At 71.8% G+C, this 12,076-nt stretch carries 12 protein-coding genes; 6 read left to right on the top strand and 6 right to left on the bottom strand.

What is annotated here, in order from left to right; genetic code table 11:
- Positions 1-83: 83 nt before the first annotated feature.
- The 4 genes from modA to CSC68_RS10250 are packed head-to-tail and all read left to right on the top strand — an operon-like array spanning position 84 to position 2,846.
- Entirely contained in the window at positions 84-881 is a 798-nt protein-coding gene (gene modA, locus CSC68_RS10265) for a molybdate ABC transporter substrate-binding protein (protein WP_162203458.1), read from the top strand.
- A gap of 12 nt (positions 882-893) precedes the next feature.
- Entirely contained in the window at positions 894-1,586 is a 693-nt protein-coding gene (gene modB / locus CSC68_RS10260) for a molybdate ABC transporter permease subunit (protein ID WP_162203488.1), read from the top strand.
- Between the two features lie 31 nt (positions 1,587-1,617).
- The gene (locus tag CSC68_RS10255) at positions 1,618-2,232 is read left to right on the top strand and encodes a molybdenum ABC transporter ATP-binding protein (protein WP_162203457.1); all 615 of its coding nucleotides are present in this window, start codon (positions 1,618-1,620) and stop codon (positions 2,230-2,232) included.
- Between the two features lie 56 nt (positions 2,233-2,288).
- Complete coding sequence (locus tag CSC68_RS10250; RefSeq protein WP_162203456.1) at positions 2,289-2,846, top strand: flavin reductase family protein; 558 nt, start codon at positions 2,289-2,291, stop codon at positions 2,844-2,846.
- On the opposite strand, the gene CSC68_RS10245 is transcribed toward CSC68_RS10250, so the two are convergent.
- The 3 genes from CSC68_RS10245 to CSC68_RS10235 are packed head-to-tail and all read right to left on the bottom strand — an operon-like array spanning position 2,847 to position 5,090.
- Positions 2,847-3,440, bottom strand: coding sequence for an energy transducer TonB (locus CSC68_RS10245; protein ID WP_246193526.1), 594 nt, complete (start codon positions 3,438-3,440; stop codon positions 2,847-2,849).
- Positions 3,437-4,705, bottom strand: a complete 1,269-nt coding sequence (locus tag CSC68_RS10240) for a TonB family protein (protein WP_162203455.1) — start codon at positions 4,703-4,705, stop codon at positions 3,437-3,439. Before CSC68_RS10240 ends, CSC68_RS10245 begins: the two co-directional genes overlap by 4 nt.
- Positions 4,695-5,090 carry a BlaI/MecI/CopY family transcriptional regulator gene (locus tag CSC68_RS10235; protein WP_425501239.1) on the bottom strand — a complete coding sequence of 132 codons (396 nt, stop codon included), beginning with the start codon at positions 5,088-5,090 and terminating at the stop codon, positions 4,695-4,697. The genes CSC68_RS10240 and CSC68_RS10235 overlap by 11 nt, the downstream gene beginning before the upstream one ends.
- Positions 5,091-5,742: 652 nt before the next feature.
- On the opposite strand from CSC68_RS10235, the gene CSC68_RS10230 reads away from it, so the two are divergent.
- Positions 5,743-6,063 carry a BolA family protein gene (locus CSC68_RS10230; protein WP_162203454.1) on the top strand — a complete coding sequence of 107 codons (321 nt, stop codon included), beginning with the start codon at positions 5,743-5,745 and terminating at the stop codon, positions 6,061-6,063.
- A 154-nt stretch (positions 6,064-6,217) separates the two neighbouring features.
- Complete coding sequence (locus CSC68_RS10225; protein ID WP_246193525.1) at positions 6,218-6,781, top strand: NUDIX hydrolase; 564 nt, start codon at positions 6,218-6,220, stop codon at positions 6,779-6,781.
- Between the two features lie 95 nt (positions 6,782-6,876).
- Here the strand turns inward: CSC68_RS10225 and tkt are convergent, their stop codons facing one another.
- The 3 genes from tkt to CSC68_RS10210 form a co-directional block, all read right to left on the bottom strand.
- Positions 6,877-8,877, bottom strand: coding sequence for a transketolase (gene tkt / locus CSC68_RS10220; RefSeq protein WP_162203453.1), 2,001 nt, complete (start codon positions 8,875-8,877; stop codon positions 6,877-6,879).
- Positions 8,878-9,051: 174 nt separating this feature from the next.
- Complete coding sequence (locus CSC68_RS10215) at positions 9,052-10,365, bottom strand: dicarboxylate/amino acid:cation symporter (protein WP_211365731.1); 1,314 nt, start codon at positions 10,363-10,365, stop codon at positions 9,052-9,054.
- 46 nt (positions 10,366-10,411) lie between these two features.
- A complete protein-coding gene (locus tag CSC68_RS10210; RefSeq protein ID WP_162203483.1) occupies positions 10,412-12,070 on the bottom strand; it encodes a BatD family protein in 1,659 nt (552 codons plus the stop codon).
- Between the last annotated feature and the right edge of the window lie 6 nt (positions 12,071-12,076).

Genomic DNA, 12,076 nt, shown 5'->3' with positions numbered 1-12,076 from the left:
CTGGATGCCCGGGCCACCGCGCAGGCGTGGCCCTGCAAGGTCCAGAGCAAGACGCCTTCGCCGCCCCCCCACCGGAGAACGCCATGCCCAGCCTGTCCGTCCTGCTGCGCTCCTTCCTTGCCGCGCTCCTCGCGCTGGCGGCGTCGGTCCAGCCCGTGGCCGCCCGTGCAGCCGGACAGCCCGCGGCACTGACGGTATTCGCGGCCGCCAGCCTGAAGGAGTCGCTGGACGAAGCGGCCGCGGCCTATACCCGCGCAAGCGGCACGCCGGTGCGGGTGTCGTACGCGGCCAGCTCGGCGCTGGCGCGGCAGATCGAACAGGGCGCGCCGGCGCAGGTCTTCGTGTCAGCCGACTTGGAATGGATGGACTACCTGCAGCAGCGCGGGCGGATCGACGCAGGCACGCGTCGCGAGCTGCTCGGGAACACGCTCGTGCTGGTGGCGCCACGCAACGCGACGGCCGGCCCGCTGGACCTGTCGCGCCCCGGCAGCGTGCTCGCGGCACTGGGCGGCAGGGGCCGGCTGGCGATCGCCCACACCGGCACCGTGCCGGCGGGCAAGTACGGCCGCCAGGCACTGGAGTCGCTGGGCCACTGGGCGGCAGTCCGGGGCCGGCTCGCCGAGGCGGACAGCGTGCGCGCGGCGCTGATGCTGGTGGCGCGCGGCGAGACCCCGCTGGGCCTGGTCTATGCCTCCGACGCCAGGGCCGAGCCGCGGGTCCAGGTCGTCGCCACCTTTCCCGCCGGCAGCCATCCCCCGGTCGTCTATCCGGTGGCCGCGGTGGCCGGTGCCGGCACGCCGGCGCGTGATTTCGTACGCTGGCTGTCCACGCCACCGGCGCGCTCGATCTTCGTGCGCCACGGATTCCTGCCAAGGGACTGACCACGCATGACCTTGCCCGGCTTCACCCCGGACGAAGTCACCGCCATCGCGCTGAGCCTGAAGGTGGCCGCGGTCGCCGCCATCGCCAGCCTGCCGTTCGGCGTTGCGGTGGCCTGGCTGCTGGCGCGGGTGCGCTTCCCGGGGAAGTCGCTGCTCGACGCCCTGGTGCACCTGCCGCTGGTGCTGCCGCCGGTGGTGATGGGCTACGCGCTGCTGGTGCTGTTCGGCCAGCAGGGACCCCTCGGGCGCTGGCTGGAGGAAGCCCTCGGCATCAGCTTCGCGTTCCGCTGGACCGGCGCGGCGCTGGCCTGCGCAGTGATGGGTTTCCCGCTGATGGTGCGCGCGATCCGGCTGTCGATCGAGAATGTCGACCGGCGCCTGGAACAGGCCGCGGCCACCCTCGGCGCAGCGCCATGGCGGGTGTTCCTCACCGTGACCCTGCCGCTGTCCTGGCCGGGCCTGGTCGCCGGCGCGGCACTGGGTTTCGCCAAGGCGCTGGGCGAGTTCGGCGCGACCATCACCTTCGTCTCCGCCATCCCGGGCGAGACCCGTACCCTGTCCTCGGAGATCTACGGGCTGATGCAGGTACCCGGCGGCGAGCCCGGGATCTGGCGGCTGGCGGCCGTGGCGCTGGCGATCTCGCTGGCCGCGCTGCTGGCCTCCGAATGGCTGGTGCGACGCCAGCGCGGGGGCGAGGAGGAATGAGCGTGCCCCAGGCCATCGACGGAGCCGCGCCATGCTGAAGGTCGACATCCAGCTGCGTCGCGGCGGCTTCCACCGCCACGTGCGGATCGACGAGCAGGCGCGGGTGCTGGCGATCGCCGGGCCGTCCGGCGCCGGCAAGACCAGCGTGCTCAACGCCATCGCCGGGCTGGTGAGGCCGGAATCGGGCCGGATCGAGATCGATGGCCGCGTGCTGTACGACAGCGCGCGCGGCATCGACGTGCCCACCCATCGTCGCCAGGTCGGTTACGTGTTCCAGGACGCGCGCCTGTTCCCGCACCTGGACGTGCGCCGCAACCTGCTCTACGGCCGCCACCGCGGCGGCCAGGCCGGCTTCGCCTTCGACGCGGTGGTCGAGCTGCTGGGCATCGGCCACCTGCTGGACCGGCGCACGCGCCACCTGTCCGGCGGCGAAGCCCAGCGCGTGGCGATCGGCCGCGCCCTGCTCTCGCAGCCGGCGGTGCTGCTGTTCGACGAACCGCTGTCGGCGCTGGATCCGGCCCGCCGCGAGGAACTGATCCCGTGGCTGCAGAAGGTGCGCGACGAGGTCCGCCTGCCGATGCTCTACGTCAGCCACCACCCCGACGAGGTCCGGCGCCTGGCCGACGCCATCCACGTGCTGGATTGACGCAGCGTTGCCGCCTGCGGCATCACGCTGGCCGCGGCACCGCACAGGAGCAGCCCATGGCCCTGCCCCGCAAGACCGCGTTCCCGGTGGAGAAGGTCCGGCGCTTCCTCGAGCCCGGCCCGCTGGTCCTCATCACCACCGCGTGGAAAGGCCAGCGCGCGATCATGACCTGCGGCTGGCACATGATGCTCGGCTACGACCTGGTCGGCACCTACATCTGGGATGCCAATACCAGCCATGCCCTGGCACGGCGCAGCCGCCAGTGCGTGATCAACCTGCCCACCGCGCCGCTGCTGGACGCGGTGGCCGGGATCGGCAATTGCAGCAGCGCCGAGGTCGACAAGTTCGAGCGCTTCGGCCTGACCGCCTCGCCCGCGGACGCGGTTGATGCCCCGCTCATCGGCGAATGCCACGCCAGCTTCGAATGCCGCCTGCGTCGCACCCACATCAACGACGACTACCCGCTGTTCGTGTGGCAGGTGGTGCGCGCCCACGTCGCGGCAAGGCCGAAGTGGCCGCGCACCGTGCATTACCGCGGCGAAGGCCGGTTCATGGTGTCCGGCGACGAGACCAGCCGTCGCCGGTTGTTCCGCCCGGATATGCTGCAGCAGTGATCAGCCGCCGCCCGTGCGGGTGGCCGTCACCTGCGGCCGGCCGTCGCGCAACTCGAAGGTGAAGGCCCAGGTCAGCGTCACCGGCACCGGCCTGGCCTCGCGTACGGGGCCGGAACAGCCGTTGCCGTTCCACGAGCGCTGGCGGGTGGCGGCGTCGGGGTACTCGCACAGCATCGCCGGGCCGAATTTCCAGGCCTGCATCGCCTCGCGCACGGCCGTGGCCAGCGGCGCCGGCACTTCCCCGGGCGCCATGCACTCCGACGCCTCGACCAGCTGCACGTTGCGCAGCGATCCGTCCTCGCCCACCACCACGGATGCGCACACCGTGGCCGCGAACGGGCTGGGCGGGTGGAAATCCTCGGGGAATTCAGGCGAGTCGTTGGCCATGACCTGCGGGAACACGAAGGCCTCGTGGTCGGCCAGCGCGTAGCGCGTCGTCCGCTCCGGCACGATCATGCGCTGGCCCACGCCGGCGCTGACGTCGGTCCGTCCGCCGGCTGCGGTGGTCCCGCAGCCGGCGATGGCCGGTGCCAGCAGGACCACGCACCACCACCAGGCGCGGCCTGCATCCAGCTGGCTGCGGGACGCCATCATGACTCGCCCCCTTCGTCCGCCTGCGGTTGGTCGATTGCGAAATGGATGGGCACGCGCGTCCTGTAGGCAACGCCGGGCTCATCCTCCACCCTCGGCTCGAGCCGCCACTGCCAGGCCGCCTCGATCGCGGCAACCTCGAACACTCCCGCAGGCTCGGCGCGCTCCACCTCGACCCCAACCACCTTGCCCTCCCGATCCACGTCCAGCAACAGCGTCACCAGCCCGGTCACGCCTGCTTCGGCGGCCTCCCTCGGATAGCGCGGCGGCACCATGCTCCGCCTGGGCGTCGGCGCCGGCGAAGCCTGTGTGTCACTGACCGCCGCTGGCGCGCCGCTGGCGGATGGCGCCTGTGTCGGGGCAGCGGACCTCGCCGGCTGGGCCGCCCACGCCACGCAGGCCGTACCGGCGGCCAGCAGGGAAACGGAGAGCACGGCTGCGATCCGCTGCCGCGGCGAGGAGACCGGACGCTTGAGCATTTCGATGCGCTCCTTCAGTGGATGCCGGTGCGGCCAGTGGCAGCCCAGCGGGACGGGGGAAGAGGGCGACAACTGGGCCTTGAGCATGGCTTCGGCATACGCGCGCCTCTGGCCCGGGTGGCGCGCGATCACGCCGGCGTCGCACGCCAGCTCCTGGTCGTGCCGGAAGCGCCGCAGCACCGCCGGCAGCAGCGGGTGGAACCAGAACAGGCAGCGCAACAGCGCGGCCGCCGCATTGGCCAGCAGGTCGCCACGACGCACGTGCAGGCGCTCGTGCTGCAGGACCAGTTCGCGCTCGCGTTCGCTGTAGCGCTGTTCGAAATCAGCGGGGAGCAGGATCCGCGGCCGCAGCCCGCCCACCACCGCCGGCAGGCCCGGGCAGGAACTGCCGGCCTGGAACAGGCCGTGGCCGTATTCGCGCAGCGCTCCCAGCGCGCGCCGGAAGCGCCATTGCTGCCACGCCATCGCCCCGGCGCTGGCGAGCGCGCCGGCCAGCCATGCCGGCAGCAACCAGGCCTGCCACGGGAATCCCGCGGCCTGCACGGAGGCCGCCGACTCCGCCGGCTCCGCCGGAGCCAGCCACTCCGCCGGGACGGGGACGGGCACGTGCATGGACTGGCTGGCCGGCAGCAGCGCCGCCAACAGCGCTGCCGGCACGCAGGCCCAGAGCAGGTAGGCGCCCTGCACCCCCCACAGGAAGCGCGCGGGCCGACGCAGGCACAACACCAGCGCGCAGGCCCCGGTCAGCGCCAGGGTGGCGCGCAGCAGCAGGAACAGGTCAGCGTCCATCGCCCTCTCCTTCCTCCAGTTCGGAAACCAGCCGCTTGAGCTCGGCGATGTCCGCCGCCGAGAGTTTTCCACGCTCGCTGAAGTGCGCCACCAGCGGCGCCACCCGCCCGCCGAACAGGCGCGCCAGCAGGCCTTCGCTCTGCTGCTGTACCCAGGCCTCGCGGGTGAGCACCGGCGAGTACAGGTAGCGCCGGCCGTCGCGCTCGGCGCTGATCGCGCCCTTGTTGAGCAGCCGGTTGAGCAGGGTCTTGATCGTCGGTTCGGCCCAGCCGGTGGCCGGCGCGACGACGGCCACCACCTCTTCCGAGCTGCGCGGGCTGGACTCCCACAGCACCTCCATGACCGAGGCCTCTGCTTCGGTGACGGGAATTTCGACTGCAGTCATGACGCCTCCGTTTACGCCCGTAATCGATGTGAATTACAAGCGTAAACGAAAGTACCTGTCAACCCCCTGCGCGAGGGCGATCGCGCCCTGCAGTGGCGGTCCCCGAAACGGTTCAGGCGTGGCCGTCATGCCGGTCGCGGAGACAGTGCCGGCACTGCTTCGCCGGGCCGCGCACAATCCGGACGGCACGGTGCGGTTTCCGTCCCGATGCAGAAGCATCCCGGTGATCGCACTCGCCGCGGCCGGGCCGCCATCCCACCGACAGGATCTCGAGGCGGAAGGTCGTCTGCGCCCGGACCTTGATGCAGTGCGACCTCGGCAGGGTCGCGACAAGACCCGGGCACGAGGCCTGGGACCATGACAGGGCAACTCCCGGTGGGCGACCGCGGAATCCAGCGCGGCCGGTTGCTCTACCCCCCCACCTGCGGATGGCCATCGGACGCCGCGGCGATCCCGCGCAGCGGCGCCTTCCGGTTCTCGCTGCCCCGCTGGTCCCGCGTCCGTGGCGGGCGATCTGCCCGCCTCCCCCGCGCCACGGATCCGGCGTACCTTACTGCACGGCGGAGCGATGGAACGGATGGCGCCTGCAATCCGCACTTGAACCACGGGATTCCGCCTTCATCTCGCCAGAAGACCCACGCCCGCATTCGCCATGAGCACCCGCGCCGAACAGATCCGCCAGGCCCTCGCCGCCCTGCAACCCCTGCACCTGGAGGTGCTGGACGAGAGTCACATGCACAGCCGCGGGCTGGAGACGCACTACAAGGCGGTGGTGGTCAGCGAGGCCTTCGACGGCAAGCGCCCGATCCAGCGCCACCAGGCGGTCTACGCGGCGATGGGCGCGCTCATGCAGCAGATCCACGCGCTGGCGCTGCACACCTACACCCCGGCCGAATGGGAGGCCGACGCGAGCGTGCCGGACTCGCCGCGCTGCCGCGGCGGCAGCAGGCACGACAAGCCCGGGGCGCACTGAGCTCGAAGCGCGGCGACCCGCCGCTGGAACGGCTCGCTGCGACCCCGCCGGCCTGGACCCTGGTGTCGATCGACCAGGCCCTCGCCTGCTCCCAGGTAGTGGCGGCGGAGTAACGCGTCGCCAGCCATCGGCCGCGCACTATCCGCCGGGCGGCATGTCCGCCGGCATCGGCTTCGGACACAATGCACTGGCCCCGGACTGGTGTTCGTGGCCCGTCCCGGCAACGTCCCGCGCAACCGTGTTCGCACCGTCGAAGATCCACGTCCCCGATCCGCCACCGTGCAACGAGCGCGGCGAGGTGCTGCTCGAAGCCGGCCGCGGCCAGGCGCCCACCTTCGCGCCGGACTTCGTCCTGGTCTTGCCGCTGGACCTGGGCCGGATCCTGCTGGTGCGCAACGCGATCCGCCGCGTGCTGGAACTGCCGGGTGGCTGGATCGACCCGGGCGAGACGCCGCCAGGCGCGGCGGCGCGCGAGCTGCTGGAGGAAACCGGACATGCGGCCGACGCCCTGCAGGTCGCCGGCTGGCTGCGGATCCGCTCGCCGCGCTCGCCGTGGCCATTGACCGGCGTGGTGTTCGCCACCCGCGGGCTGCAGCGCCGGCTTCCCCATGCGCCGGACCAGGAGATCGAGAGCCTGCACTGGGCGCGCCTGTCGGCGCTGCCCGGCGGCATCTCCGCGATCGATGCCTGGCTGGTCGCGCAGTTCGGTCGCGGCTGACCCCGAAACAGGAAAGGGACGCCTGCGCGTCCCTTTCCTTCCGTATCGCTGTACCTGCAGCCGGGCGATGTGCCCGGCCGCGGGACGGCCAGGGCTCAGAGCGCCCTGGCCGCAGCCACCACCGCGTCGGTGGTGATGTTGAAGTACTTGTACAGCTCGCCGGCCGGCGCCGAGGCGCCGAAGCGGTCCAGGCCGATGACCGCGCCGTCCAGGCCCACGTACTTGCGCCAGAAGTCGGTGATGCCGGCCTCCACCGCCACGCGCTTGCGCACGGACTTCGGCAACACCGACTCGCGGTAGGCCTCGTCCTGGCGGTCGAACACGGTGCTGGCCGGCATCGACACCACGCGGGTCCGGATGCCAGCGGCGTCCAGCTGCGCCTTGGCTTCGATCGCCAGCGACACTTCCGAACCGGTGCCGATCAGGATCACGTCGGGCTTGCCGCCCTCGGCGTCGGCCAGGACGTAGCCGCCGCGCTCGATCAGCTTCACCTGCTCCTCGCTGCGCGCCTGGTGCGGCAGGTTCTGGCGGCTGAACACCAGCACGCTCGGGCCTTCCTTGCGCACGATCGCCGACTTCCACGCCACCGCCGACTCGACCGCGTCGCACGGGCGCCACACGTCGTTGTTGGGGATGTAGCGCAGCGAGGCCAGGTGCTCGACCGGCTGGTGGGTCGGACCGTCCTCGCCCAGGCCGATGGAGTCGTGGGTGAACACGTGGATCACGTGCGCCGGGATCAGCGCGCTCATGCGCAGCGCGTTGCGGGCGTAGTCGCTGAACACCAGGAAGGTGGCGTCGAACGGCAGGAAACCGCCATGCAGGGCGATGCCGTTGGCGATCGCGCTCATGCCGAACTCGCGCACGCCGTAGTGCACGTAATTGGCGTTCGGGTCCACCTCGGTGACCGACCTGCTGGCCTTCCACTGGGTCAGGTTGGACGGGGCCAGGTCGGCCGAGCCGCCGATCAGCTCCGGCAGCAGCGGCGCGAACGCGGAGATCGCGTTCTGCGAGGCCTTGCGCGAGGCGATGGTCGCGCCCTCGGCCTGGACCCGGGCGATGAAGGCGTCGGCCTGGGCGATGAAGTCCTCCGGCAGTTCGCCGCGCGAACGGCGGACCAGCTCGGCGGCCTCGGCGGGATACTGCTTCGCGTACTTGTCGAACAGCTGCTCCCACTCGGCCTGGCGCAGCTGGCCGGCACCGTTGGCGCGCCAGCCGTCGTAGATCTCCTGCGGGATCTCGAACGGCGCGTACGGCCACTCCAGCGCCTTGCGGGTGCCTTCGATCTCGTCCTTGCCCAGCGGCGCGCCGTGCGACTCTTCCTTGCCGGCCTTGTGCGGGGCGCCGAAGCCGATGGTGGTCTTGCAGCAGATCAGGGTCGGCTTGTCCTCGACCGCGATGGCCTGCTCGATCGCGGCCTTGATCGATTCCGGATCCTGGCCGTCGACGCCACGCACCACGTGCCAGCCGTAGGCCTCGAAGCGTGCCGGGGTGTCGTCGGTGAACCAGTCGTGCACCTCGCCGTCGATCGAGATGCCGTTGTCGTCCCAGAACGCGGTCAGCTTGCCCAGGCCCCAGGTGCCGGCCAGCGAGGCGGCCTCGTGGGAGACGCCTTCCATCATGCAGCCGTCGCCCATGAACACCCAGGTGCGGTGGTCGACGACCTCGAACTCCGGGCGGTTGAAGCGCGCCGCCAGCACCTTCTCCGCCAGCGCGAAGCCGACGGCGTTGGCGAAGCCCTGGCCCAGCGGACCGGTGGTGGTCTCCACGCCCGGGGTCTCGTAACGCTCGGGGTGGCCGGCGGTCTTGCTGTGCAGCTGGCGGAAGCGCTTGAGCTCCTCGATCGGCAGGTCGTAGCCGCTCAGGTGCAGCAGCGCGTAGTGCAGCATCGAACCGTGGCCGTTGGACAGCACGAAACGGTCGCGGTTGAACCAGTCCGGGTTGGACGGGTTGTGGCGCAGGTAGTCGTTCCACAGCACTTCGGCGATGTCGGCCATGCCCATCGGCATGCCGGGGTGGCCCGACTTGGCGGCCTCGACCGCATCGGCGGCGAGGAAACGGATGGCATTGGCGAGCTGGCGGCGTGTCGGCTTCGTCATGTGGGGATTCGGCTTGGTCGATGGCTACCGCGGAATGCGGGCCGCCCATTGTCCCATCCCCGGCCGCCCCTGTCCTGCCGCAAGCCCTTGATTCGCCGCCCCGAACGCAGTGTTTCCCGACTTTTCCGGCGGTCGCGGGCTCCCGCCGCGGTTTCCCCTTGGAACCGTCGCCGCTCAGGCGACGGTTCCGGACGCCGGCGCATGGCCGCCGTCGGCATCCTCCGGCTCGCCGGCGGCCACCAGCGCGGCCAGGGTCAGGTCGCCGCTGACGTTGAGCGTGGTCCGGCACATGTCGAGGAAATGGTTCACGCCCAGGATCAGGCCGATGCCGATCGGATCGACCCCGACCATCGCGCAGATCAGGGCCACCACCGGCAGCGAGCCGGACGGCACGCCGGCGGTGCCGATGCCGCCGAGGATGCACACCAGCATCACCATGAACTGCTGGCCCAGGCTCAGGTCCACGCCGAAGAACTGGGCCAGGAAGATCACGGTCACGCCCTCGAACAGCGCGGTGCCGTTCTGGTTGGCGGTGGCGCCGACGGTCAGCACGAAGCGAGAGACCTTGTGCGGCAGGCCGATCTGGTCGGCCACCCGCAACGCGGTCGGCAGGGTCGCATTGCTCGACGCGGTGGAGAACGCCATCACCGCCGCTTCCTGGATGTCGCGGAAGAACTTCAGCGGCGAGCGCCCGGCCAGGCGCACGGCGATGCCGTAGCCGACGAACATGTGCAGGCCCAGCGCCAGCACCACCACGCCCACGTACGCGCCCAGACGCAGCAGCAGGTCGAAGCCGAAGATCGCCGCGAGGTTGAACATGAAGCAGAACACCGCGTACGGCGCCAGCCGGATCACCAGCCCGATCAGGGTCATCGAGATCTCGAACACGCCCTCGATGCCGCGCTTGAGCGTGGCGACCTTGTCGTCGTCGGTCAGCACCATGCCCACGCCGAACATCAGCGCGAAGAACATCAGCGCCAGGATCGAGCCGTTGTCCGAGGCGGCGGCCACGACGTTGCTGGGCACGATCGACAGCAGCATGTCGATGCCGCGCGGCTGCGATTCGATGCTGGCGACGATGTCGCGGCTACGCTCGGCGTTCTGCGCCAGCATCTGCGCGGCCATCGCCGGATCCACGCCCGCGCCCGGGCGCAGCAGGTTCACCAGCAGCAGGCCCAGCAACACCGCCGCGCCGGACAGCACCACGGTGTAGGCCAGGGTCTTCCAGCCGATCCGGCCAAGGGCGCGGATGTCGCCCATCTCGGCGATGCCCAGCACCAGCGCCGAGAACAGCAGCGGCACGATCAGCATGAAGATCAGGTTGAGGAACAGGCTCGACGCCGGCGTGGTGACGTAGCGGGTGAACGCCTGGACCCAGCTGGCATCGGCGCCGGCCGTCAGGTGCACCACCAGGCCCAGCAGCAGGCCGGCGGCGAAGCCCACGCCCATCTTGAGCGGCATGGGCCAGGGGCGTCCTTTGGAGGTCATGCGGTAGTCCTGGGAACGTGCCAAACCGGCAGGTTAACAGACGCCGTCAACCGCCCCGGGCAGGCGGATACAACGGCGGCAACGGCGCCCCGGCGGCCTCCCGCGCCGCGCCGGCCCAGCGCGGGCCATCGCGGAACGCGGCGCGCAGCGCCACGCGGGCGCTGGACGGATCGCCATCCCCGGCCCACAGCGCGCGGCGCATGGCCTGCAGCGCGTCGCGCTGGGCGGGGTCGGCAAGGCGCGCGATCACCTCGTCCAGGTCGGCGGCCGGCGGATCGGCCATCGCCTGCAGCAGGCGTACGGCCTCGCCGAAACTTTCCGCGTCCAGCGCGCGCCGCAGCTCGGCCGTGGACGGCCTCCCGGCCCGGTGCGCGGACGCGGTCGCGGGCGCGGCATGCCTGGTGCGCGAGCGCAGGCGCAGTGCCCAGGCCAGGGTCGCCAGCCACAGCAGCGCCAGGAGCAGCACGAGCCAGCGCCATGGCGCCACATCCGCAGCGCCACCCGCCACGGCCGCGGTCGGCGCCGGCAGCGCATCGCCGCCCCCGGCCGTCCCTGCATGCGGCACGGCCGCGGCCGGATCGCGTGCCTGCACCGCGCCCGGAGCCACGTCCAGCTCCAGGTCCGGCAGCCTGGCAGTGCGCGCCTCGCCTGCCACGGTGTCCCACCAGCCCACCGACTGCCCCGGAACCACCAGGCGGCCCGCCCGCTGCGGCACCACGGCGAAGCGGCGCACCACGGTCAGCTGGGGACGGCCATCGATGAAACGCTCGGTCGTTTCCGCGCGCTCGGCGAACACCTGCGCGCCTTCCACCCGCGGCACCGGCAGTTCCGGGAACTGGGCGGCGATCGCGCCGTCCGCCTTCGCCTCGACCACCACTTCCACCGCCTCGCCGGCCCGTGCCGCGCCCGGCTGCCCGAGATGGCGCAACTGCAGGCCACGTAGCGGCAACCAGGGCTGTGGAACGCCCACGGGCCGCGGCCGCACCTGCAGGACCTGCGCCTTCCCGTCCGCGGCCAACGCGCGGTCCGTGCCGAAGAAATCGTCGAAGCAACGCGGCGCGGCCTGCCCGCGGAAACGCGGCGCCGGCAGCTCCAGCGGGCCGCTGCGCTCGGGCACCAGCAGGAAGCGGCGCTCCACGAACTGGTACTCGCGGCCGCCGATCCGCTCGCGTCCCGACACGTCATCGCCCACCCGCTGCAGCGAGGCACCGTCGGGAGCCGGCTGGCCCAGTTCGCCCGACAGCAGCGAGGTGGCGTAGTACAGGCGCACGGTCACGCCGACGCTCTGCTGCACCCAGGGCGAGGTCTCATCCACGCGCGTCTGGAGGAAGACTTGGCCACGCTCCTCCTGCTGCGCGTCCCCCACCTGCAGCGCCAGCGGCTGGCTCAGCTCGCGGCCCACGCGCAGGGCCGGGATTTCCAGCAGGCCGCTGCGGCGCGGCACCAGGCGCACCCCGACCAGCGTGGCCCGGCCCGGCCCTTCGTTGCGGTAGGGCCTGCCCACGGTGAAGTCCCGCTGCAGTGGCGCGAAATCGGGCGCGACGCCTGGCTGGTCGGTCTCGATGTTGAGGGTGACCGTTTCGCCCTCGCGCACCTGGGTGCGATCCAGCCATGCCCGGGTCGCCGCATCCGCGGCCCCGGCCAGGAACAGCGCTGCCGCGCAACAGGCGCGGGCGAGGACGGCGAAGGCGCGGCCGGGACGCATCCGGAG

The organism is Pseudoxanthomonas suwonensis, from assembly GCF_010093235.1.
In the GTDB taxonomy this organism is placed as follows: domain Bacteria; phylum Pseudomonadota; class Gammaproteobacteria; order Xanthomonadales; family Xanthomonadaceae; genus Pseudoxanthomonas; species Pseudoxanthomonas suwonensis.
The sequence above is the reverse complement of the archived record's forward strand: the minus strand, read 5'-3'. Positions and strand labels throughout refer to the sequence as shown.

Coding starts and splice junctions, on each gene's coding strand:
- CSC68_RS10230 (WP_162203454.1), top strand. CDS start 5,743: ATGAGCACCCGCGCCGAACAGATCCGCCAGGCCCTCGCCGCCCTGCAA.
- CSC68_RS10225 (WP_246193525.1), top strand. CDS start 6,218: ATGTCCGCCGGCATCGGCTTCGGACACAATGCACTGGCCCCGGACTGG.
- CSC68_RS10235 (WP_425501239.1), bottom strand. CDS start 5,090: ATGACTGCAGTCGAAATTCCCGTCACCGAAGCAGAGGCCTCGGTCATG.
- CSC68_RS10245 (WP_246193526.1), bottom strand. CDS start 3,440: ATGATGGCGTCCCGCAGCCAGCTGGATGCAGGCCGCGCCTGGTGGTGG.
- CSC68_RS10215 (WP_211365731.1), bottom strand. CDS start 10,365: ATGACCTCCAAAGGACGCCCCTGGCCCATGCCGCTCAAGATGGGCGTG.
- modA (WP_162203458.1), top strand. CDS start 84: ATGCCCAGCCTGTCCGTCCTGCTGCGCTCCTTCCTTGCCGCGCTCCTC.
- CSC68_RS10250 (WP_162203456.1), top strand. CDS start 2,289: ATGGCCCTGCCCCGCAAGACCGCGTTCCCGGTGGAGAAGGTCCGGCGC.
- CSC68_RS10240 (WP_162203455.1), bottom strand. CDS start 4,705: ATGGACGCTGACCTGTTCCTGCTGCTGCGCGCCACCCTGGCGCTGACC.
- tkt (WP_162203453.1), bottom strand. CDS start 8,877: ATGACGAAGCCGACACGCCGCCAGCTCGCCAATGCCATCCGTTTCCTC.
- CSC68_RS10210 (WP_162203483.1), bottom strand. CDS start 12,070: ATGCGTCCCGGCCGCGCCTTCGCCGTCCTCGCCCGCGCCTGTTGCGCG.
- CSC68_RS10255 (WP_162203457.1), top strand. CDS start 1,618: ATGCTGAAGGTCGACATCCAGCTGCGTCGCGGCGGCTTCCACCGCCAC.